The following is a 21775-nucleotide window of genomic DNA, read 5'->3' as shown; positions in this document are numbered from 1 at the left end:
TGACGACATGCGCGCTTCGAGGGTCATGGTGGCGGATGTCGGCTTTGTGGCGGATTTTTCCGGCGCGCTGTTCTGGGAAGAACAGCGCCTGCTCGTGGTGTCAGACCTGCATTTGGAAAAAGGCTCGAGCTTCGCTGCCCGCGGCGTTTTGCTGCCGCCCTACGACACGGTGGCGACGCTGAGCCGGCTTGCCGCCGTGATCGCGCGGCACGATCCACGGCAGGTGATCGCGCTCGGTGACAGTTTTCACGATCGCGAGGCGCATGAACGTCTCTCCGGGGCCGACCGCGAGGCGCTCGCGGCATTGCAAATGCGGCGCAACTGGATCTGGATCGCCGGCAATCACGATCCGGCGCTGCCGTCCAATCTCGGCGGCGTGGTCGCGACCGAAGTCGCAATCGGCCCGATCGTGTTCCGCCACGAGCCGACCGGCGCGAGCGGCGAGATCGCCGGGCACCTGCATCCCAAGGCGCGGGTGCCGACCCGCGGTCGCTCGATCGAGCGGCGCTGTTTTGCCAGCGACGGCGAGCGCGCGGTGATGCCGGCGTTCGGCGCCTACACCGGGGGCCTCAGCATCCGCGACGCGGCGTTCGCACGGATTTTCGGATCGCCCGGCTTCATGGCCCATGTGCTGGGCGACAATCGCGTCCACGCATTCGCAGCGTCGCGGTGCTCCTAGATTCGCATCGTCATTCCGGGGCTCGCGAAGCGAGAGCCCGGAATCCATTGAGCCGCATCATTCGTGAATGAATGGATTCCGGGCTCGTGCTTCGCACGCCCCGGAATGACGGATAAATACCCTAAGCCGCCTTTGCCTGCACACTCTCGCAATACTCGGCGAGCCGGTCGGCCAGCCGCAACGTCGCGGGGCGGGCCTCGGGGGCGGCGACGAGGGCGACTTCGGTGCGCTCGATCGGCGCAAAACCGTCCTTGGCGGTCAGCACGCGGTGCTCGGCCTGGATCGACATTTCCGAGAGAATGCTCAAGCCCAGCCCCGCAGCGACCGCGGCCTGGATGCCGGCCAGGCTGGAGGAGGTGTAGGCCATGTGCCAGTTGCGGCCGGCGCGCTCTAGCGCATGGATGGCGTGGGCGCGGTACAGGCAGCCCGAGCCGAAGCCGATCAGCGGCACCGAGCCGGCCGTGGTGTCGCGCGGATGGCTCTTGCTGGTGACCCAATGCACGCGTTCCGGCCACACCGCGATGCCGGCTTTCTCGCTGGCAGCGCGCTTGATCAGCGCCAGATCGAGATCGCCGCGCTCGAGATCGCGGTAGAGATACAGGCTCTGGCCGGAGCGCACGTCGAGCCGCAAATTCGGATGGCTGCGCGCGAACGTCGCAAGCAGTCTCGTCAAGCGGTAGGCGGCAAAGTCCTCGGTGATGCCGATCCGGATCGCGCCCTCGCTGCCGGGGCGCGAGAGCACGTCGCGGGCCTCCTCCGCGAGCGACAGCAGTCGCCGCGCATAGGTCAACAGCCGTTCGCCGGCCTCGGTCGGGGTGACGTCCTTGCCGCTGCGGATCAACAGCGGCTGGCCGACGTCCTCCTCCAGGCGCTTGATCTGCTGGCTCACCGTCGATTGCGTGCGGTGGACGCGCTCACCGGCGCGGGTGAAGCCGCCGGCATCGACCACCGAGACGAAACTGCGCAACAGCTCCAGGTCGAGCATCGCAGGCTCCATTCATAAATCCACTGGAAGCCAGTCTATCATTTAATTTCCAAATATCAACGCGACGGCCTAGATCATGGGCGATGGAGAAATTCCAGGAGAAATCCATGTCCGCCGCATCTTCGATCGCCGTCCCTCGCGTCCGCTTCAACACCCTGCCGCTGCTGATCGCGCTGTTCTGCCTGCTCTGGAGCTTCGCCTTCGTCGCCGGCAAGGTCGGCGTCACCGATTGCCCGCCGCTGATCCTGCTCGCCGCGCGATTTTCGCTGGCCGGCATCCTGATCTTGGCGGTCTCGCTGCTGCGCCGGGACGCATGGGATCTGACGTGGCGCGATGCCGTCGTGTTCGCCGTGCTCGGCGTCGCCAACAACGCGCTCTATCTCGGTCTCGGCTACACTGGTCTGAAGACGGTCTCTGCCGGTCTCGGCACGCTGATCGTGTCGGCCAATCCGGTGTTCACCGCGGTGCTGGCGGCGCTGTTACTCGGCGAGGCGCTGACCTGGCGCAAGGTCGCCGGCCTGCTGCTCGGAATCGCCGGCGTCGCCTTCATCGTCTGGCATCGCATGTCGATCGGATCAGACAGTCCGCACGGCGTCCTGTTCACGCTGGCTTCGCTCGCCTCGATCGTCGCGGGCACTATCCTGTTCAAGCTGCTCGCGCCCAAGGGCAATTTGTGGATCGGCAACGGCATCCAGAACATTGCCGGGGGCCTTGCGGTGATGCCGTTCGCCTTCGCGTTTTCCAGCGTAGGTGACATCGTGCCGAGCGCCCGGCTCGCCGGCGCCTTCGCCTTCCTGGTGCTCGGCGGCTCGATCCTCGGCTACGTGATCTGGTTTCATCTGCTGAAGGTGTGCGGCGCCACCGCTGCCAGCGCCTATCACTTCCTGATGCCGCCGCTCGGCATGCTGTTCGCCTACCTCGTGCTCGGCGAGCATGTCGAATTCCGCGATCTGCTCGGCATCGTTCCGGTCGCGCTCGGCATCTATCTGGTGACCCGCCCCGCCGCGGCTGTCCCCAGCGCCTCCTTCAAGTCGGGGTCGCCACGGCCATAGAGGCTTGGGTTTCGCCGCAGGAACCAGGCGGTATCCGGCTCGTTGTCAGACGCTGGAACTGGGACATGACGCGGCAAGGGACGATCTCGCACCACGACCAAGATGACGATGCGCCGGCGGAAAAGCCTCGGCGCCAGCCGTCCAGCTTCAGCCGCATCTTCAAGGCGCTCGGCCCCGGCCTGATCACCGGGGCCTCCGATGACGACCCGTCCGGTATCGGCACCTACAGCCAGGCCGGCGCGCAGCTCGGCTATGGCATCGGCTGGACCATGCTGCTGACCTTCCCGCTGATGAGCGCGATCCAGGAGATTTCGGCGCGGCTCGGCCGTGTCAGCGGGCACGGAATTGCGGGCAATGTCTGCAGGCACTATCCCGGCTGGCTCCTCGCTATGGTGGTGACGCTGCTGTTCATCGCCAACACCGTCAACATCGCCGCCGACCTGTCGGCGATGGCGGACGCAACCAGGTTACTGATCGGCGGTCCGGCCATCCTCTATGTCGTGCTGTTCGGCGTGACGTCGGTGGTCGCTCAGATATTCATGAATTACCACCGCTACGTCGGCGTCCTGAAATGGCTGACGCTCAGTCTGTTCGCCTATGTCGCGGCGCTCGCCTTTGCCCAGGTGTCGTGGACACAGGTGCTGGCCGGCGTGGTGCTGCCGCGCGTCACCTGGAGCGCGGACTATTTCACGACCATCGTCGCGATCCTCGGCACCACGATCTCGCCCTATCTGTTTTTCTGGCAGGCTTCGCAGGAGGCCGAGGAGCAGCGGGTCGATCCCGACAAGCATCCGCTGATCAAGCGGCACTACGGCGCGCAGCGCGAATTCTCGCGCATCCGCGCCGACACCATCACTGGCATGGCATTTTCCAACCTGATCGCGCTGTCGATCATCGTCACTGCCGCGGCCACGCTGCATGTGGCCGGCAAGACCGACATCCAGACCTCGGCGCAGGCCGCCGAGGCGTTACGCCCGATCGCCGGACCCTTTGCCGAGGTGATCTTCGCGCTCGGCATCGTTGGCACTGGCCTGCTGGCGATCCCGGTGCTTGCGGGAGCGACGGCCTATGCGGTCAGCGAGGGACGTCGATGGCCGGTCGGGCTGGCACGCAAGCCGAAGGAGGCGATCGCGTTCTATTCGGTGCTGGCGCTGTCGGGCGGCATCGGCATCGCGCTCAACTTCACACCGATCGATCCGATCTCGGCGCTGTACTGGAGCGCAGTCGTCAACGGCGTGCTCGCCGTGCCCGTGATGGTGCTACTGATGGTCATGGCACGCCGCAGGGAAGTGATGGGAGGCTTCGTGATCGGCGGGTGGCTGTACTGGCTCGGCTGGCTCTCCACGGCTGCGATGGCGCTCAGCGTGATCGCGATGGGGATCGGGTTTCTCCTCTAGTCCCTGCGAAACAGCGAGCTGTCGATCCTGGTCGTCGATTTGACCTTCCGCAGGATGATGGTGGTGCGATAGCTCGCGATATCGGTGTCCGGATGCATCAGGCGGTCGAGGATGAACGACTGATAGCTTGCGAGGTCGGAGGACACGACCCGCAGCGAATAATCCCAGTCGCCGGCGATCATGCAGCACTCGACGACCTCCGGAAGGCCGATCACCTTCTTCTCGAAACGTTCGAAGGATTCCCTGGTTTGCTGCTTGGGGCGGATGTCGACGACATCGGCCGAAATCGAGGAGCGCTGCCACGAACGCGGCTTCACGCATGTGTCCGATCCGATGCCGGCCGCGGTCGGGCTCAAGGTCATCGAGATCATCCTGCGCGACAGGCTGGTCGAGCGTGCCAGGATTGCGGGCGTGCATCCTCGGCGACGCATTCGAGAGCACGTTGCAGAGACCGTAGGATGGGTGGCGCTGCGCTCCACCCAAACCTACGCCCTTTAGTCCTTGCGGAACACGATCGAGGCCATCCAGCCGGTCATCAGCGCCATGAAGGCGGTGACGAAGCCATAGACCAGGCCGTTCTGCCGCGCGGTGGTGGCGACGAACTGTTCGAAGCCGACCTTGACGATCTCGAAGGCGGTCTCGGTCTTGGTCACCACCGCGCCGTCGGAAAACAGCTTGATCTCGACATTGTAGGTGCCGATCGGCACCTCGGCCGGCAGCGGGATGCCGGTGCGGAACAAGGTCGGGGTCAGGAACGTCACTGCCGAGGTCGCCTCGCGGTACAGGCCGTGCTCGGATCGCAGCCGGACGAAGGCGCTGCGGAACGGATCGTTCGGCACCACGTCGGCAAAGTCCGGCCCGACCCGCTGCACCAGCGTAACGTTGTTGAGCCCGAGCTGCTGCCGCCGCTGCACCTCCGGTGCGGCGATCTGGTCGAACGGGCGATTGGAGAACAGCGCGAGATAGCCCGGCACCTGCAGGAATTGCCGCGAGTCGGTGTTGATCCAGATGCCGAATTTGCGCTCCTTGCGCCGTGTCACCATGTCGGCGCGCGGGCCCGACACGGTGACCACGAGATCGTAATTGCCGCGATTGGGCGGCGTCTTGTCGTCCTTCTCGACCGAGCCGAACAGCACGAGCTCGCCGCCGGAATAGTTCGGCGTCACCGTGACACGGTGGTTGGAGACCGACACGATCAGCCGCTCCGCACGAGCGGGCACGGCTGCGAGGCCGGCGGCGACGAGGCCCGCGATGGCCAGTGGTGCACACAGCCTCATGGCGGCGCTCCGCCGGTTTCGCGGATGCTGAACAGGTCCTGCGGCTGGATCACCAGCTCGACCGCAAAACGGATGCCGACCGCGAGCACCAGCAGGCCGAGCAGGAGGCGCAGGTGCTCGCCGCGGATCTTCTGGCCGGCGCGGGCGCCGAACTGCGCGCCGGTGACGCCGCCGATCATCAGGATCAGCGCCAGCACGGCGTCGACCAGATGGTTGGTCACCGCGTGCAGCATGGTGGCGAACACCATCGTCACGAGGGTCAGCACCATCGAGGTGCCGATCACGGTCGAGGTCGGCACCCGCAGCACATAGATCATCAGCGGCACCAGGATGAAGCCGCCGCCGATGCCCATGACCGCCCCGATGAAGCCGATCACGAGCCCGACCACGACGACCGGAATGACCGAGAGATAGATCTTGGAGCGCTTGAAGCGCAGCTTCAGCGGGAGGCCGTGGATCCAGCCATGGCTGCCCGGCTTGCGCAGCGCGACCGGGCGTCCGCCGCGGGCGCGCAGCATCGCGCGCAGGCCTTCCCAGAACATCAGCCCGCCGACCGTCGTCAGCAGGATGACGTAGGACAGCGCGATCATCAGGTCGAGCTGGCCGAGCGAGCGCAGGAAGGTGAAGGTCCACACCCCGAGCGCGGTGCCGAGTGTGCCTCCGACCAGCAGCACTGCCGCCAGCAACGGGTCGATCGCGCGCCTGCGCCAATAGGAGATCGCGCCGGAGAACGAGGAGGCTGCGATGTGGCTGGCGACCGAGGCCACCGCGACCGCGGGCGCGATGCCGACGAAGATCAGGAGCGGCGTCATCAGGAAGCCGCCGCCGATCCCGAACATGCCGGAGACGAATCCCACCGCCGCGCCCATCGCCAGGATGAGGAAGACATTGACCGGAATGTCGGCGATCGGGAGGTAGAGCTGCACGCGCGTCGCTTCTTGTCGGTTCGCCGCATGCTGGGGCGCAAGGCCGCATCACGGCGTGATGTCGTTCGGGTCGGGCATTCTCCGGCTGAACGAATCCGGTCGGCGCGCGAGGCGCAGGCGAACGCGGGTCGATTGCCGCGTTCTTGCATAACCGAATTCGGCGGGAGGAGGGACTAAAGATTCCGCTCCGGGTGGCATTTTTCGCCGCACGTTGCCGCTCGGTTGCGCACGTGGTTGATAATTCAGATTAATGACATCTGTATCGGCTCAGGGCTGATCGACCGGCGTCGTGATCAGGTTCAGCGCGAGCGCTTCCTTCGGGCTCAGCCAGCGGATATCCGAGGTCTGCGACATCGCCTCGACGATCCCGGAAGAGACGCCCATCTTGGTCATGTAGCCAAGCACCATGCCCTGGATGCGTTGGGCCTCGGCAAGCGGATCGCTGACCGGTGCGCTGGTCGTGAAGCGATGTACGCCGAGCCGCGAGCCGGCGATGCCGTAGCGGGTCGCGCCGCCGGCATAGACCAGGACGCAGGCACTGGCGCAGGCCGCGGGGCGCAGCTTGCCCGAGGCGTCTGCGGTGGCGACCGCGGTGACGAGCCCGTGTGTGCGGATGACCTCGCCCATGATCGCGGCCTGGTTCAGCGCGCCGCCCTGCGACGACAGCAGCACGGCATCGCCGGCGGCGAGACGCGCCTCGCTGAGGCGGTCGCGGAACCAGCTCGCACTGGCCGAGCCGATCTTGCCGCTGATCGCCAGCGCGCGCCGGCCGCGGCCCGACCCGTCGATGTCGACGTCTGATATCACCGCCGACGTCATGCTCGCCGCGATGTAGGTCTCGCGCCAAAAATCCCAGGCACCCGGCCGCGACAGGTCGCGATAGGCCTGAATGGCGACGCTCGACAACAGCAGCACGAAGATGACGACGGACCACAGCGAGAACCGGAAGGTGCGCGGCGGCGATGCCGCGTTGACCTGCGCGGGTGGAGGCGGCGAAGGCGGAGTGTTGGGACGCGCAGCAAATGGAGACGGCGTCTGACGCGGCGGCGCGACGCGGGGACCGGTCGGCGACGAACGATGGCCCGTTCCATCATCCTGACGATCGTCGACGGACAAGCCTGACCCTCCGGAACGCAGGCGCGATTGGCGCGCGACTACGCGCCTGTCTACACGGCAGGAGGGCGGAGGTACAGGACAGCGGCGCCGCAGCTAGCCTCGCTTTAATGAGCCGGTGCGGCCAGCGCCGCGGTCCGCTTCGACGGCTGCCTGACCGGCTTCGCCGCCGCAGGCTGCGCGGGGGCGCCGTCCCAGCCGCCGGCCGGGGCCGGCACGTTGACCGCATCGCTCGGCTGCGGTTCGGGAGTAAAGGTCTGGATCGCAAGCTTGGCGGCGGCCAGTGACTGCGGGTCGAGCCGCTTGGCAATATCGTCGCGCTTGTGGCCGGCGTCGGCGTCGCCCTGTGCGGCCGCGAGGCTGAACCATTTGAAGGACTCGGCGAGGTTCTGTTCGACCCCGATGCCGCGGGCATAGAGGATGCCGAGATTGACCTGGCTGTCGGCGACGCCGCGATCGGCCGCCTTGCGGAACCATTGCGCGGCGCTCTTGTAGTCGGCGCCCTTGCCGCCGCCATCGGCGTCGAGCACGGCGAGGTTATGCATCGCCTTGGCGTTGCCGCGCTCGGCGGCCTGCACATAGAAGCGCCGTGCGGTATCGAAGTCGCGCTTCACGCTGAGGCCCTTCTCGTAGAAGGTGCCGAGCCGGAACATCGCGGGCACCACACCGGCCTGTGCCGCGCGGCCATACCATTTGGCGGCCTCGTCGACGTTGGCGGTCACGCCCTTGCCCTCGGCAAAGCGGACGCCGACTTCATAGGCCGCGGCCGCATCGCCCTTGATCGCGGCCGTGCGCAGCGCCGGACCGCCGATCGCGTCGGGCAGCTTTTCGCCCGCCGGAATCTGGATCGTTGCGAGCTTGCCGCCGAGCGGTGGCGCGGTTGGAATGCTGCCGGTGACGTCGTTGGCGGCGGCCGCGGGCGTCGCCACGGCCGGGTCCGGCGCGGCGGCGGGTGCCGGCGCAGGGGCCTGAGGGATCGTCACCTGCGCGGCGTCGAGCGTGTTCGGCGCCGGCGTGTTGTTGGACTGGCGGCCGAGCGGGGTCGGCGAGGTCATCGATGGGCCCGGCGCGGCGGGCGCCGACGGCGCAGGGGTGACGGGAATGTCGGCGGGCGGCTGCACGGCGGGCGCCGCCGGCTCGCGCTGCTCGATCGCCGGCGCCTGTGGCGCGGAGCTGCTGTCGAGCAGGTTCATCGCCATCTTGGCAGTGGAGAGCAGGATCACGACCACGCTGGCACCGACCAGCAGCGAGCGGATCTTGGAGGTGATGGTCGACGGCTGGGCCTCCGCCGCGCCGGTCGCCGGTGCGTCGGCCTTGGCGCCGGATTTGGCGGCAGCCTTCGCCGCCTTGTCGGCCTTCTCCTTGGCCTTGGCGGCGGCCTTGCTCGCTGCGCGCGCCGCCTTCTCGTTGACGGGCTGTGCGGCGGCGGCCTGCGCGGCGCGGCGCGCGGCGGCGATGAAGCTCGAGGTCGAGACCGGCTCCTTCTTGCCCGCAGGAAGATCAGAGATCGCGCGCTCGGAATCCGCGATCCGCTCCGACGGCGACGACACCCGGCCCGACGGGCGCGTACCCGGCTCGAGCGGATGATCCGGCGGCAGTTCCGGTGCGATCACAGCGCGCGCGGACGCCGCGTGCGGCTCAAGGATCTCGCTGATCGCGCGCGGCGGCAGCGGCGGCGGCGGGCTCTCGACCGGCTGCGCGGCATGGAATTCGCGCGGCGCGGACATGAAGTGCTCCTGCGCCAGCGCAGGATTGGGTAGTTCGGGCCGGTACGAGTCCGGCCTGTACGATTCAGGTTGGGGATGTGCGACCGGCTGCGGCATCGCCGCGCGCGGCATCTCCATCCGCGGTGCGTCCATCCGCAGCTCGGCCGGCGCGGGGGCGGGCGGAGCCGGCGGCGGCGCGCTGCGCACCGTGCGCAGATCGTTCTCGATCATCGCCAGCCGGTCGACGACATGGCCGAGCGTGTTGTGAACCGTCTCCAGCGAATCCTGGGTGCGGCGATCGGTTTCCGACTGGCTGAAGCGGATGTCGGACAGCTCGCGCTTCACCAGATCGACGATGCCGCTGTCCATCATCGGCTGCGGCGCCGATGTGTTGACGGTGTTGCGGGTGGCGTCGGCGAGCGAGGCGAGATGGGCGTGCTGCGCCTCGAGGTGCCGCATGATGTCATGCAGCCCCTCCTCGACCCGGCCGAGATTGCCGGAGCGCTGGTCGGCCGATTCAAGGCGTTCGAGCAGATAGGAGACGCGCTGTTCGAGATGGGTGAAGGCCGACGAGCTGTCATTGCCGACCTGGAGACGGTCGATCCGCTCCGACAGCGAGCGCAGGGCGCCCTCGATCGCGTCGGTGTTGTCGTAGCCGGCCGGCCGCTCGCGGCCTTCCAGCGACGAGGCCAGCGCCGCGATGCGCTGCTCGATCCCGGCGAAAGCGTCGCCGTAGGAGTCGCCGCGCGACATCTGCGACAGCTGGTCGACCTTCGCCGCCAGCGCGTGCACGTCCCCGGAGAGCTGCAGCAGCGCGTCGTTGGAGGCGACATTGGAGACGATGGCGCGCAGCGCCGCGATCGCGCTCTCGAGCTGGTGCACCGTCGACGGATCGTCGTTGGCGCGCAGGATCATGTCGAGCTTGGCGCCGAGATTGCGGATCGCCTCGTCGTAGCCGGTGAGCTGCTCGGCGGGCGTCAGCGTGCGCAGCGCCTCGCGGATCTCCGACAGCGCGCGCTCGATGCCGGCAATCGCCTGGCCCTGGCCGTTGTTGCTGTCCTGACGGATCTCGTCGATCCGGTGGTGCAGCGAGCGGATCTCGTTCTCGATCGACTCGATCGCGCGGCGCGGCATCGCCTCGGTGATCGCCTGGCGGATTTCCGCGAGCTCGCCGCGGAACGACGCGATCGACTGCTCGATGTGGTCGGGCCGTTGCAGCGCCTCGATCTGGCTCGTGATCTTGAGCAGGTGACGCTCGAGCGAGGAGAAGTCCGGGCCGGCGGGCGCTGCCAGCGGCGGCGCGTAGGCGGCCATCGGCGGGGCCGGCTCCTGCATCGGCGGCGCGCTGCGCTGTGGCATCTGCCGCGTTGCCGGGCCATCGAGCTCGTTCTGGCGCGCGGCGATTTCCGCGATCGCGGAATCGAACGACGCCGGGCTTAGCGGCGGCGAGGGGCGGTAGACCTGGGCTGCTGCGCGCTCGACCGCTTCCGCCTGGCGCAGCCTTTCCTCCAGTTGCCGGTCCTGCATCTGCGGCTCCCGCTGCATCTGCGCTTCACGCATCGGCTGGGGCTGCGGCTCGCGCGCCGGCTGCGGCCGCGAGATTTGCGACAGCCGCGCATCGAGGCGCGAAATCGCGTCGTTCAGCTGTCGCGCCACCGCGGGCTGGCCGCGCGGCACCTCGGCGCGCACGGCTTCGCCGCGCGACAGCGGCTTTGCAATCTGCTCGATCTGGCGGGTGATCGCGTCGAGCCGCTGATGGATATCGGCGACGTCGCGGCTCTCCCGGCTCGGCATCGGCTGCCGTTGCTCCATGCGCCAATCCGGCGGGCTCGGTTCGCCGACGGTCGAATTGAGCCAGTCGTTCAGCGACATGCCGGCGCGGCGCGCAGCCGCTTCGGCCCTGTCGCGGACGGAGGGATCGATGCCGTCAACACTCCACGATACGCGCGAATTCATGATTCCGTCCGGTCCCGACTCCGGCGCCATACTCTGCGCCCGCAGCCTCCCCGCGCATTCCCGTTAAGAGACAATCGAATTCTGCGCTGGTCGTCTGCTTCAGCTGCTGACTTTTTCCCGTCACGGTAAATAACGGGTTAAGGAATGCAGCCGGCGGGCTTTAAAGTTAGGGATTCCGGGAACCTGTTGCGCCGGATCAGGACAGGCCTATCGTTTTCAGGCAAAGCGGATTCCGCTTGGCGTGACGAACACGGCAAGCCGTGACGAGTTTGCTTCTAGCCGTTGTTCTCGCGCTTGCCGTCGGCGAGCGGCGTGACGTTGCCGCGGCCGGACATCGCCGACAGCGCATCGAGCGCTTCCTCGCACCACTCCACCACGACGCGCTCGTGGCGCATCCCGAGCCGCAGACTGAGCATCTTGCCGACATCGGCCGCAGGCGCGGTGCCGTCGGGGAAGCGCTTGTTGAGCAGGCGCTCGTAGCGCTCATAGCGGTCGCGGTGATGTTCCAGCCGCGCCATCAGGTCGGTGCGCAGCGGCTCGATGTCGACGCAGTCGAGCGCATAGAGCCGGACCAGCAAATCGTCCTTGATCGAGGGCGGAACGCTCGGCCGCGCCGCCCAATGCTTCAGCGCTGCGCGGCCCTCGGCCGTCAGCGTGTAGACCAGCTTGTTGGGCTTGCCCGACTGCACCACCTCGCGGCCCTGGACATGGCCCTTGTCGCGCAGCCGGGAGAGCTCCCGGTAGATCTGCTGATGGTCGGCCTTCCAGAAGAAGCCGATCGAGGCGTCGAACGTCTTGGCGAGCTCGTAGCCCGTCATCGGACGTTCCGTGAGGCAGGCGAGGATTGCGTCACCGAGTGCCAACGCCCACCTCCATCTGAGTTCCCAAATCGACCATTCACAAGTTCGCTTGACTTTATGCGTTACTGTGCATATGCGTCAATATGCATATGATGATCGGCGTGCCGCCTTCTCGTGCGCAGCCGATGTTCAGGCTTCTACAACCCAGCCGCAGGAGACGTCCGAATGAGCAAGCCGGGCCTCGACAAGTGGTACGCCTACATGAAGTCCCACGACACCGCCGCTTTGTGGGATCTGCTGCATCCCGACGCGGTGTTCGAAAGCCCGGTCGTGCACACGCCGCAGCGCGGCCGCGACATCACCTTCAAATACCTGACCAGCGCCGCCAAGGTGCTCGGCGGCCCGACCTTCAAATATCTGGGCGAATGGAAGAGCGACAGCGGCGCGGTGCTCGAATTCGAGAACGAGATCGACGGCATCAAGCTCAACGGCGTCGACATCATCACCTTCGACGGTGACGGCCGGATCACGCATTTCAAGGTGATGGTGCGCCCGCTCAAGGCGATCAACCTGCTGCATCGCATGATGGGCGAGGAGTTGATGAATCAGAGCGGCGCAACGTCGCAATCACAGTCTCGCTAGCACCTGCCGCGGACCTCCGGAACCGGATAAGGTCCGTTCCAACAAACCCAAGGACAAGCTGCGCAGCATCGGCCGCACATGCGGCCACGAGCCAGCCGGGAGATCAGCATGCCGACCTACAAAGCCCCCGTCGAAGACGTCAGCTTCCTGCTCAACGACGTTTTCCAGATCGACCGCTACGGCAATCTTCCCGGCTTCACCGACGCGTCGGCCGACGTGCGCGAGGCGATCCTCGGCGAGGCCGCCAAGCTCAGCGAAGAGGTGCTGCAACCGCTCAACCGCACCGGCGATCTCGAAGGCTGCAAGCGCAATGACGACGGCAGCGTCACCACGCCGAAGGGCTTCAAGGACGCCTACAAGCAGGTCGCCGAGGGTGGCTGGCTCGGCCTCTCGGCGCCGACCGAATTCGGTGGCCAAGGCTTGCCGGTGACGCTGTCGCAGGCGGTCAACGAATTCCAGATCTCCGCCAACATGGCGTTCTCGATGTATGGCGGCCTGACCATGGGCGCGACCGCGGCGCTGCTGGTGCACGGCACGCCCGAGCAGAAGAAGACCTATGTGCCGAAGATGGTTGCGGGCGAGTGGACCGGCACCATGAACCTGACCGAGCCGCAATGCGGCACCGATCTCGGCCTGCTTCGCACCAAGGCCGTGCGTCAGCCGGACGGCAGCTTCAAGATCACGGGCACCAAGATCTTCATCTCCGCCGGCGAGCATGACCTTGCCGAGAACATCATCCATCTCGTGCTGGCGCGGATCGAAGGCGCGCCGGCCGGCATCAAGGGCGTCTCGCTGTTCGTCGTTCCCAAGGTGCTGGTCAACGCCGACGGCTCGCTCGGCCAGCGCAACGGCGTCACCTGCGGCTCGATCGAGCACAAGATGGGCATCCACGGCAATTCCACCTGTGTGATGAACTACGACAACGCCACCGGCTGGCTGATCGGCGAAGAGAACAAGGGCATGCAAGGCATGTTCGTGATGATGAACGAGGCCCGCCTCGGCGTCGCCGTGCAGGGCCTCGCGCAGTCCGAGGTCGCCTATCAGAACGCGGTCGCCTATGCCCGCGAGCGCCTGCAGGGCCGCTCGCTGACCGGCGTCAAGGAGGCCGACAAGCCCGCGGATCCGATCATCGTGCATCCCGACGTGCGCCGCACGCTGCTCACCATCCGCGCCTTCAACGAGGCGGCGCGCGCCATGGTGGTGTGGACCGCACTGAAGAGCGACGTCGCGCACCGTTCCAACGACCCGAAGGATCGTCAGGCCGCCGACGACCACATGGGCCTGATGACGCCGGTGCTGAAGGGTGTCCTGACCGACACCGGCTTTGCCAACACGGTCTCCGCGCAGCAGATGTTCGGCGGCCACGGCTATATCGCCGAGCACGGCATGGAGCAGTTCGTCCGCGATGCCCGCATCGCGATGATCTATGAGGGCGCCAACGGCATCCAGGCGCTCGACCTGGTCGGCCGCAAGCTGCCGCGCGACGGCGGCCGCGCCGTGATGGCGTTCTTCGGTGAGGTCGGCGCCTTTGCCAAGGAGCATGGTGGCGACGAGGCGATGAAGCCGTTCGTGACCCCGCTTTCGGCCGCTCTCGGCCATCTGCAGCAGGCCACCGGCTGGCTGATGCAGAACGCGCTGACCAAGCCCGACAATGCCGGCGCGGCCGCGACCGATTACATGAAATTGTTCGGCCTGGTCGCGCTCGGCTACATGTGGGCGAAGATGGCCAAGGTCGCGCAGGACAAGGCTGCGGCCGGCGCCACGCCTTACCTCAACACCAAGCTCGTCACCGGCCGCTTCTTCATGGAGCGGCTGCTGCCGGAGACCGCCGTGCATCTGGCCAGGATCCAGAGCGGCAGCGCCACCACGATGGAACTGGCCGCGGAAGCGTTCTGAATAATTGCCGCCGCAGTGCTGCGGCGGCGCTTCCTTCCGTATATATTATGATCCTCATATCAAGGAGGGCGTCATGCCTGAGGCATACATCTACGATCACGTTCGTACCCCGCGCGGCCGCGGCAAGGCCGATGGCGCGCTCCACGAGGTCACCGCGCTGGCGCTCGCCACGGTGCCGCTGAAGGCGCTCAAGGAGCGCAACAATCTGCCTGAGGATTCCGTCGACGACGTGGTGCTCGGCGTGGTCGATCCAGTCGGCGAGGCCGGGTCCGACATCGCCCGTTTCGCGGCGCTGAACGCCGGCCTCGGCGAGAAGGTGCCGGGCGTGCAGATCAGCCGCTTCTGCGCCTCCGGCCTCGATGCCGTGAACTTCGCCGCGGCCCAGATCATGGCCGGCCAGCATGAGCTCGTGATCGGCGGCGGCGCGGAATCGATGAGCCGCGTCGGCATCGGCGCGTCCGGCGGCGCCTGGCCGATGGATCCCTCGATGGCGGTGCCCGCCTATTTCATGCCGCAGGGCATCTCGGCCGATCTGATCGCGACCAAATACGGCTTCTCGCGCGACGACGTCGACGCCTATGCGGTGCAGAGCCAGCAGCGCGCGGCGAAGTCCTGGGACGAGGGCCGGTTCAACAAGTCGGTGGTGCCGGTCAAGGACATCAACGGCCTGACCATCCTTGCCAAGGACGAGCATATGCGCCCGACCACGACGATGCAGTCGCTGGCGCAGCTGCAACCGTCATTCGCGGCGATGGCCGCGATGGCCGGCTTCGACGCCGTGGCGATCCAGTCGCATCCGGAGGTCGAGAAGGTCAATTACGTGCATCACGCGGGCAACTCCTCCGGCATCGTCGACGGCGCCGGCGCCGTGCTGCTCGGCAGCAAGGAGGCAGGAGCGAAGCATGGCCTGAAGCCGCGGGCGAAGATCCGTGCCTTCGCCAATATCGGCTCGGAGCCCGCGATGATGCTGACCGGCCCCGTCGACGTCACCGAAAAGCTGTTCGAGCGCTCCGGCATGAAGAAGTCGGACATCGACCTGTTCGAGCTCAACGAGGCGTTCGCCTCGGTGGTGCTGCGCTACATCCAGGCCTTCGACATCGACAATGCCAAGATCAACGTCAACGGCGGCGCGATCGCGCTCGGCCATCCGCTCGGGGCGACCGGCGCGATGATCCTCGGCACCGTGCTCGACGAGCTCGAGCGCACCAACAAGGAGACGGCGCTGGTCACGCTGTGCATCGGCGGCGGCATGGGCACCGCCACCATCATCGAGCGCGTCTGAGGCGAGGGGAGCGAGCAACATGGCTTACAAGAATTTCAAGTTCGACGTCGACGCCGACGGCATTGCTCTCGTCACCTGGGACATCCCGGGCCGTTCGATGAACGTGTTCGACGAGGTCTCCACCCAGGAGATCGGCGAGATCATCAAGCAGACCACCAGCGATCCCGCGATCAAGGGCGTCGTGATCACCTCGGCGAAGGAGGCGTTCTGCGCCGGGGCCGACCTCTCCATGCTCGAGGGCATGAACCGCGCTTACGCACAGCTCTTCAAGGAGAAGGGCGAGGAAGCCGCGAACCAGATGCTGTTCGAGCAGAGCCGCCAGATGTCGCTGTCGTTCCGCGCGATCGAGACCTCGGGCAAGCCGTGGGTCGCCGCGATCAACGGGCTTGCGCTTGGCGGCGGCTTCGAGATCACGCTGGCCTGCCACTACCGCGTCGCGGCCGAAAACCCGAAGACCCGGCTCGGCCTGCCCGAGATGAAGGTCGGCCTGTTCCCCGGCGCCGGCGGTACCCAGCGCGTGCCGCGTCTCGTGCAGCCGGCTGATGCGATGCAACTGCTGCTCAAGGGCGAGGCCGTCAATCTCACCCGCGCGAAGGCGCTCAATCTGATTCACGCCGTGGTGCCCGCGGCCGATCTGATCAAGGCGGCGAAGGACTGGATCAAGGGTGGCGGCAAGGCCGTCGCGCCGTGGGACGAGAAGGGCTTCAAGCTGCCCGGCGGCCCCGTTTTCTCGAAGGCCGGCATGCAGATGTTCCCGGCCGGAAACGCGATCTATCGTCGCGAGACCTACGACAATTATCCGGCCGCGCGCGCCATCATGAGCTGCGTCTATGAGGGCCTGCAGCTGCCGATCGACGCTGCGCTGCGCGTCGAGTCGCGCTACTTCGCCAAAGTGCTGCGCTCGAAGGAAGCGGCGGCGATGATCCGCTCGCTGTTCCTGTCGATGCAGGAGCTGAACAAGGGCGCCCGCCGCCCGGCCGGCGTGCCGCCGACCAAGGTCAAGAAGCTTGCCGTGATCGGCGCCGGCTTCATGGGCGCCAGCGTCGGTTATGTCTCGGCGCAGGCCGGCATCGACGTCGTGCTGGTCGATCGCGACCAGGAGAGCGCCGACAAGGGCAAGGGCCACGCCAAGACCGTTGTCGACGGGCTGATCGCGAAGGGTCGGATGAAGCAGGAGGCGGCCGACGCCATCCTGGCGCGGATCTCGGCGACATCAGACTACAACGTGATCTCGGACTGCGACCTTGTCATCGAGGCGGTGTTCGAGGACCGCAAGGTCAAGGCCGACACCTATGCCAAGGCGCAGCCGCTGCTGAAGCCGGGTGCGATCTTCGCCTCCAACACCTCGACCTTGCCGATCAACTCGCTGGCCGAGGAGTTCAAGGACCAGGGCAAGTTCATCGGCATCCACTTCTTCTCGCCGGTCGAGAAGATGATGCTGGTCGAGATCATCCTCGGCAAGAACACCGGCGATGTCGCGCTGGCGACCGCGCTCGACTATGTCCGCGCGATTGGTAAGACGCCCATCGTGGTCAACGATAGCCGCGGCTTCTTCGCCAACCGCTGCGTGATGCGTTATATCTCCGAGGGCAACGAGATGCTGCTCGAAGGCGTGCCGCCGGCGATGATCGAGAACACCGCCAGGATGGCCGGCATGCCAGTTGGGCCGCTGTCGCTGCAGGACGAGGTCGCGCTCGATCTCGGCCTCAAGATCACCAAGGCGACCGAGGCCGATCTCGGTCCCAACGCGATCGACCAGGCGCAGAAGAAGCTGATCGTCGAGATGGTCGAGAAGCAGGGCCGCTTCGGCCGCAAGAACGGCAAGGGCTTCTACGACTATCCCGAGAAGGGCAAGGGTCAGAAGAGCCTGTGGCCGGGGCTCGCCGATCTGCAGCCGAAGCAGCTCGATCCGGATACGCTCAGCGTCGAGGAGTTGAAGCAGCGCTTCCTGGTGGTGCAGGCGGTGGAAGCCGCGCGCACCGTCGAGGATCACGTCATCACCGACGTGCGCGAGGCCGATGTCGGCTCGATCCTCGGCTTCGGCTTCGCGCCGTTCACTGGCGGGGCGCTGTCCTACATTGACTTCATGGGCACGAAGAACTTCGTCGCGCTCTGCCACGCCTTCGAGAAGAAATACGGCTCGCGCTTCACGCCGCCGAAGCTGCTCGAGGAGATGGCCGCCAAGGGCGAAACCTTCTACGGCCGCTTCCCGCCGAAGAAGCAGGCGGCGTAAGCGCCGTCTCTCTCCGGGACACATCGTACAGGATCAAGCCGGTCATCGATCCGACTTGATCCTGTTGTGCGACGGTCACGGCGGTCAAAGTCCCGCCACGCCTGCTCCCAACTGGCACCACGCTGCTGGCATCACTCTTGCTGGTTGATCGCCAGAGACGATCAGGCTCGGGTGTCGTGCAAATGGGTGTTGTGCTCAAGCATGGGGTCACTGAAACCGCGGGCAAGCGTTCGTGGCCGGCGCCGCGACGATGGAATCCGCTGCGACTGCGCGGCAAGGGCCCGTCATGGACAGGCCTTGCACTACTGGTTCTGGCCGTTGATCTTGTGCTCGCGGCCGCGGCGTGGAACGCCGTCGATTTCTTCCGCCATTGAGCCGTCATTGTCCGGCAACAGCAAGGCGCCGGCGAGATAGGCGATCTGGCTGAATGCGAGGCAGGCGACCAGGATCGGGGCGCCGGTGGCAAATGCATAGCCGTCGGACTGGAGCACGATTGCCGCGAGCACCGCGATCAGCGGCGACACCAGCATCAATGTCCAAACCCGAAAGTACAAACTGGTTGCCAGCCCGACGAGCGTGCTGGTCAATAAAAGCGTGGAGACGATCGTCACATTTTCAGACCAGTTGGAGCCGAGGGCGCGCCGCAGGTCATAGTCGGTCAGTTGGATCGCACGAACAAGGACGGCAACGCCCTCAGCCGGAAGTACGCCGACTTAGTCTTAACCGGTAGAATGCGGATTAAATTTGATTTGATCCACGGCGCGCCGAAAGTTTGCACCGCTCATTTCTCCCTGAAGGCGCGGTGCACCTGGTCCGCCAGCGGCTTCATCAGATACGACAGCACCGTGCGCTCGCTGGTCGGGATGAACACCTCGAGCGGCATGCCCGGCAGCAGATGCGCGGTCGCGAGCTTGTTCAGCTCCGGCGCTGGAATCGCAATGCGGACAAGGAAGTAGGTCGGGGTCGTCTTGTCGTCCCGCGACACATCGGCGCCGATCCGGCTGACCTCGCCCTCGATCTCCGGCGTGGTGCGCTGGTTGAAATTGGTGAAGCGCAGCACCGCGGATGCGCCGAGCTTGACCTGATCGATATCCTGCGGTGCAACATGAGTTTCCACGATCAGATTGTCCTGGTCGGGCACGATGGTCATGATCGTTTCGCCGGCCGCGATGACGCCGCCCTGGGTGTGGATGGTGAGATCGTGCACGACGCCGGCCTGCGGCGCGCGGATCTCGAGCTTCTCGGTCTGGTCCTTCGCGGTGACCTGCTTCTCGATCGCGTCGGCATATTTGGCCCTGATGTCGGCGAGCTCCTTGGCGACGCCGGAGCGGAAATCCTGATCGACCTGCAGGATCTTCAGCTCGGTCTCCGAGATCTTGCCCTTGGCCTGCGCGATCGATGCGGTGAGCTGGCCGCGCTCGCCGAGCAGCCGCGCCGAATCGCGCTGCAGCGCGCTTAGACGAGACAGCGAGACTAGGCGCTGTTCCCAGAGCTGCTGCACGCCGGTCAGCTCGTTGGCGATCAAATCGGCTTCCTGCTTCTTGGCGCTCAACTGGTCCTGCATGCCGCCGATCTGCTCCTTGAGCTGCGCGATCTGCTCCTTCAACTGCTGCTTCTGCCCGTCATTGGCGTCCTTGCGCAGCTGGAAGAACCGACGCTCGCCCGAGACGACGGCCTGCGCCGCGGGGTCGCTGAGCGATGCCACGCTGTCGGGAAATACGATCTCGGCGTCACCGTCGCGTTCGGCCTGTAGCCGCGCGCGGCGCGCCTCGAGCTCCCACAGGCTCTTGGTCACGGCGGTGAGGTTGGCTTGTGCCACCGTCTCGTCCATCAGGATCAGCAAATCGTCCTTGGCGACGCGGGCGCCGTCCTCGACCAGCAGCTTCTTGGCGACACCGCCGGAGGGGTGCTGCACCTTCTTGACGCTGGATTCGACCACCAGCGATCCCTGCGAGATGATCGCGCCCGACATCCTGGTGGCCGCGCCCATGATGCCGATGCTGGCGACGAGGAACGCCGCGGCCATCGCGACCGCCAGGATGTGGTGATGGACCGATTGCCGGGCGCTAGGCATTTTGCCGGGGCTCCGCGTCCTTCTTGCGCTTGCGGCGCGCCGGTGCCGGCTGCGCAGCCTTCGGCACCAGCAGCGGCAGCACTGCAGCCGTGGTGCCGAACGCCTGCATGCGTCCTTCGTTCAGCACCAGCATGTGATCGACCGCCTGCAGCACCGCGGGCCGATGCGCGATCACGACCACGATGCCGCCGCGAGCACGGACGCGCGCGATAGCATGGATCAGCGCGCGCTCGCCCTCGGAGTCCAGATTCGAGTTCGGCTCGTCGAGCACCACCAGGAACGGATCGCCATAGAGCGCGCGGGCCAGCGCAATGCGCTGCCGCTGGCCGCCCGACAGCATCAGGCCGCCGTCGCCGACCTCGGTCTCATAACCGTCAGGCAGCCGGAGGATCAGCTCGTGTACGCCGGCCTCGCGCGCGGCGGCCAGCAACCTGCCGGCGTCCGGGCTAGCTGCGAAGCGGGAGATGTTCTCGGCGACGGTCCCGCGGAACAATGCGACGTCCTGCGGCAGGTAGCCGATCGACGGGCCCAGCGCGAGCGGATCCCATTGCGCCAGCGTCGCGCCGTCGATCCGGATCACTCCACGCACCGGTGCGCCGATGCCGACCAGCGCGCGCGCCAGGGTCGACTTGCCGGAGCCGCTGGGGCCGACCACCGCGACCGCATTGCCGGCGCGCAGTGCAAAGCTCACCTCGTGCAGCACCACGGCATCGGAGGCCGGTGCGGTCAGGCTGATCGAGGTGACACGGACCTCGTTCTTCGGCGCGGGCAAAGGCGTGAACGCCGACCGCGACGGCACCGCCGCCAGGGCTTCGGCAAGCTGGCCGACGCTGGCGCGGACCGCGATGAAGCTGCGCCAATTGGCGATCGCAAGCTCGATCGGCGCCAGCGCGCGGATCGAGAGAATGGTTGCGGCCAGCATCACGCCGGCGGTGGCCTGCTGATTGATAACGAGCCAGGCGCCGAGTGCCAGCACGCCGGATTGCAGGATCATGCGCAGGAAGCGCGAGGCGCTGCCGAACGTGCCGGTCAAATCGGAGGTCACGCGCTGCATGTTGAGATAGGCCTGCGTGCGGTCCGACCACAGCTCGGCCATCCGCTGCTGCATGCCGAGCGCGTGCACCACGGGCGCGTGGTAGAATGCGGTCTCCGCCATCTGCCGCCGCGACGAGGCGAGCGCGACCAGCGCGCGCGTCGGCGCGCGCGTGAACAGCTCGGCGGCGACCGTGATCAGTGCCAGCGCGATCGCGCCGCCGGCGACTGCGAGCCCCATCAGCGGATGAAACAGCGTGCAGACGATGATGTAGAGCGGGGTCCATGGCAGGTCGAAGATCGCGACCAGGCCGCTGCCGGCGATGAAGCCTCGAATGCTGTCGAGGTCGCGCATGATCTGCAGGCCGTCGCCGTTCGGCCGGCTCAGCGAAGCATGCTGCACGCTGTCGAACACGGCGCCGCGAATGCTCTCGTCGAAGATTTCGGCGATGCGCGCCAACAGCCGGCTGCGCAGCACATCGACGCCGGCCTGCACGACGAGCAGCACCAGCGCGATCACGAGCAGGCCGACCAGGGTTGGGATGCTGCGGCTCGGCAGCACGCGGTCATAGGTCTGCAGCATGAACACCGGGCCGACCAGCATCAACAGATTGACGAGGCCGCTCGCCATCGCCACGGCAACCAGCGCGCCGCGCACGGCCGTGATCGCATCCCGGATTTCAACCGGCAGTGAGGAGAAGCGTTTGCCCTGACCGATCATCGCG

General features: G+C 66.6%; 17 protein-coding genes and 1 pseudogene. 8 read left to right on the top strand and 10 right to left on the bottom strand.

The window, feature by feature from the left end; genetic code table 11:
• The first annotated feature begins 7 nt into the window (after positions 1 to 7).
• Positions 8 to 679: a ligase-associated DNA damage response endonuclease PdeM gene (gene pdeM / locus ACTUWL_RS12390; RefSeq protein WP_035650073.1), complete on the top strand. Its 672-nt coding sequence runs from the start codon at positions 8 to 10 to the stop codon at positions 677 to 679.
• A gap of 121 nt (positions 680 to 800) precedes the next feature.
• On the opposite strand, the gene ACTUWL_RS12385 is transcribed toward pdeM, so the two are convergent.
• Positions 801 to 1664, bottom strand: coding sequence for a LysR family transcriptional regulator (locus ACTUWL_RS12385; RefSeq protein ID WP_021076915.1), 864 nt, complete (start codon positions 1662 to 1664; stop codon positions 801 to 803).
• A 107-nt stretch (positions 1665 to 1771) separates the two neighbouring features.
• Here ACTUWL_RS12385 and ACTUWL_RS12380 point away from each other — a divergent pair, with 107 nt between their 5' ends.
• Positions 1772 to 2716, top strand: coding sequence for a DMT family transporter (locus ACTUWL_RS12380; RefSeq protein ID WP_021076914.1), 945 nt, complete (start codon positions 1772 to 1774; stop codon positions 2714 to 2716).
• A gap of 65 nt (positions 2717 to 2781) precedes the next feature.
• Entirely contained in the window at positions 2782 to 4113 is a 1332-nt protein-coding gene (locus tag ACTUWL_RS12375; RefSeq protein WP_021076913.1) for an NRAMP family divalent metal transporter, read from the top strand.
• Here ACTUWL_RS12375 and ACTUWL_RS12370 read toward each other — a convergent pair.
• The gene (locus ACTUWL_RS12370) at positions 4110 to 4328 is read right to left on the bottom strand and encodes an Lrp/AsnC ligand binding domain-containing protein (RefSeq protein ID WP_307756268.1); all 219 of its coding nucleotides are present in this window, start codon (positions 4326 to 4328) and stop codon (positions 4110 to 4112) included. The genes ACTUWL_RS12375 and ACTUWL_RS12370 overlap by 4 nt on opposite strands.
• A gap of 58 nt (positions 4329 to 4386) precedes the next feature.
• Here ACTUWL_RS12370 and ACTUWL_RS12365 point away from each other — a divergent pair.
• Positions 4387 to 4536, top strand: a pseudogene (locus ACTUWL_RS12365) (aspartate aminotransferase family protein); the annotation flags it as partial.
• A 71-nt stretch (positions 4537 to 4607) separates the two neighbouring features.
• Here the strand turns inward: ACTUWL_RS12365 and ACTUWL_RS12360 are convergent.
• From ACTUWL_RS12360 to ACTUWL_RS12340, 5 genes are all read right to left on the bottom strand, one after another.
• Positions 4608 to 5390, bottom strand: coding sequence for a TIGR02186 family protein (locus ACTUWL_RS12360; protein WP_021076911.1), 783 nt, complete (start codon positions 5388 to 5390; stop codon positions 4608 to 4610).
• Positions 5387 to 6316 (bottom strand): sulfite exporter TauE/SafE family protein, encoded by a 930-nt coding sequence (locus ACTUWL_RS12355; RefSeq protein ID WP_021076910.1) that lies wholly within the window; start codon positions 6314 to 6316, stop codon positions 5387 to 5389. The genes ACTUWL_RS12360 and ACTUWL_RS12355 overlap by 4 nt, the downstream gene beginning before the upstream one ends.
• A 267-nt stretch (positions 6317 to 6583) precedes the next feature.
• Complete coding sequence (locus ACTUWL_RS12350; RefSeq protein ID WP_021076909.1) at positions 6584 to 7432, bottom strand: COG3904 family protein; 849 nt, start codon at positions 7430 to 7432, stop codon at positions 6584 to 6586.
• A gap of 104 nt (positions 7433 to 7536) precedes the next feature.
• Positions 7537 to 11091, bottom strand: a complete 3555-nt coding sequence (locus ACTUWL_RS12345; protein ID WP_021076908.1) for a tetratricopeptide repeat protein — start codon at positions 11089 to 11091, stop codon at positions 7537 to 7539.
• A 275-nt stretch (positions 11092 to 11366) separates the two neighbouring features.
• Positions 11367 to 11954 (bottom strand): PadR family transcriptional regulator, encoded by a 588-nt coding sequence (locus tag ACTUWL_RS12340; protein ID WP_021076907.1) that lies wholly within the window; start codon positions 11952 to 11954, stop codon positions 11367 to 11369.
• Positions 11955 to 12116: 162 nt separating this feature from the next.
• Between ACTUWL_RS12340 and ACTUWL_RS12335 the strand changes: the two genes are divergently transcribed.
• From ACTUWL_RS12335 to ACTUWL_RS12320, 4 genes are all read left to right on the top strand, one after another.
• Positions 12117 to 12533, top strand: a complete 417-nt coding sequence (locus tag ACTUWL_RS12335; protein WP_021076906.1) for a nuclear transport factor 2 family protein — start codon at positions 12117 to 12119, stop codon at positions 12531 to 12533.
• A 108-nt stretch (positions 12534 to 12641) separates the two neighbouring features.
• Complete coding sequence (locus tag ACTUWL_RS12330) at positions 12642 to 14429, top strand: acyl-CoA dehydrogenase C-terminal domain-containing protein (protein WP_021076905.1); 1788 nt, start codon at positions 12642 to 12644, stop codon at positions 14427 to 14429.
• A 73-nt stretch (positions 14430 to 14502) separates the two neighbouring features.
• Positions 14503 to 15711, top strand: a complete 1209-nt coding sequence (locus ACTUWL_RS12325; RefSeq protein ID WP_021076904.1) for an acetyl-CoA C-acetyltransferase — start codon at positions 14503 to 14505, stop codon at positions 15709 to 15711.
• A 19-nt stretch (positions 15712 to 15730) separates the two neighbouring features.
• Positions 15731 to 17944 (top strand): FAD-dependent oxidoreductase, encoded by a 2214-nt coding sequence (locus tag ACTUWL_RS12320; protein WP_021076903.1) that lies wholly within the window; start codon positions 15731 to 15733, stop codon positions 17942 to 17944.
• Positions 17945 to 18246: 302 nt separating this feature from the next.
• On the opposite strand, the gene ACTUWL_RS12315 is transcribed toward ACTUWL_RS12320, so the two are convergent.
• From ACTUWL_RS12315 to ACTUWL_RS12305, 3 genes are all read right to left on the bottom strand, one after another.
• Positions 18247 to 18474 carry a hypothetical protein gene (locus ACTUWL_RS12315; protein WP_021076902.1) on the bottom strand — a complete coding sequence of 76 codons (228 nt, stop codon included), beginning with the start codon at positions 18472 to 18474 and terminating at the stop codon, positions 18247 to 18249.
• 251 nt (positions 18475 to 18725) lie between these two features.
• Positions 18726 to 20018 (bottom strand): HlyD family type I secretion periplasmic adaptor subunit, encoded by a 1293-nt coding sequence (locus tag ACTUWL_RS12310; RefSeq protein WP_021076901.1) that lies wholly within the window; start codon positions 20016 to 20018, stop codon positions 18726 to 18728.
• A complete protein-coding gene (locus ACTUWL_RS12305; RefSeq protein WP_021076900.1) occupies positions 20011 to 21771 on the bottom strand; it encodes a type I secretion system permease/ATPase in 1761 nt (586 codons plus the stop codon). The genes ACTUWL_RS12310 and ACTUWL_RS12305 overlap by 8 nt, the downstream gene beginning before the upstream one ends.
• Positions 21772 to 21775: the final 4 nt, after the last annotated feature.

The sequence above is a fragment of the Bradyrhizobium sp. WCU1 genome, assembly GCF_053474805.1.
This window is presented reverse-complemented; position numbering and strand designations above follow the sequence as displayed.

Excerpts from the sequence above, each read along its gene's own strand:
- ACTUWL_RS12375 (WP_021076913.1), top strand. The coding sequence starts at position 2,782 with ATGACGCGGCAAGGGACGATCTCGCACCACGACCAAGATGACGATGCG.
- ACTUWL_RS12305 (WP_021076900.1), bottom strand. The coding sequence starts at position 21,771 with ATGATCGGTCAGGGCAAACGCTTCTCCTCACTGCCGGTTGAAATCCGG.
- ACTUWL_RS12385 (WP_021076915.1), bottom strand. The coding sequence starts at position 1,664 with ATGCTCGACCTGGAGCTGTTGCGCAGTTTCGTCTCGGTGGTCGATGCC.
- ACTUWL_RS12335 (WP_021076906.1), top strand. The coding sequence starts at position 12,117 with ATGAGCAAGCCGGGCCTCGACAAGTGGTACGCCTACATGAAGTCCCAC.
- pdeM (WP_035650073.1), top strand. The coding sequence starts at position 8 with ATGCGCGCTTCGAGGGTCATGGTGGCGGATGTCGGCTTTGTGGCGGAT.
- ACTUWL_RS12310 (WP_021076901.1), bottom strand. The coding sequence starts at position 20,018 with ATGCCTAGCGCCCGGCAATCGGTCCATCACCACATCCTGGCGGTCGCG.
- ACTUWL_RS12325 (WP_021076904.1), top strand. The coding sequence starts at position 14,503 with ATGCCTGAGGCATACATCTACGATCACGTTCGTACCCCGCGCGGCCGC.
- ACTUWL_RS12330 (WP_021076905.1), top strand. The coding sequence starts at position 12,642 with ATGCCGACCTACAAAGCCCCCGTCGAAGACGTCAGCTTCCTGCTCAAC.
- ACTUWL_RS12380 (WP_021076914.1), top strand. The coding sequence starts at position 1,772 with ATGTCCGCCGCATCTTCGATCGCCGTCCCTCGCGTCCGCTTCAACACC.
- ACTUWL_RS12315 (WP_021076902.1), bottom strand. The coding sequence starts at position 18,474 with ATGCTGGTGTCGCCGCTGATCGCGGTGCTCGCGGCAATCGTGCTCCAG.
- ACTUWL_RS12345 (WP_021076908.1), bottom strand. The coding sequence starts at position 11,091 with ATGAATTCGCGCGTATCGTGGAGTGTTGACGGCATCGATCCCTCCGTC.
- ACTUWL_RS12320 (WP_021076903.1), top strand. The coding sequence starts at position 15,731 with ATGGCTTACAAGAATTTCAAGTTCGACGTCGACGCCGACGGCATTGCT.
- ACTUWL_RS12360 (WP_021076911.1), bottom strand. The coding sequence starts at position 5,390 with ATGAGGCTGTGTGCACCACTGGCCATCGCGGGCCTCGTCGCCGCCGGC.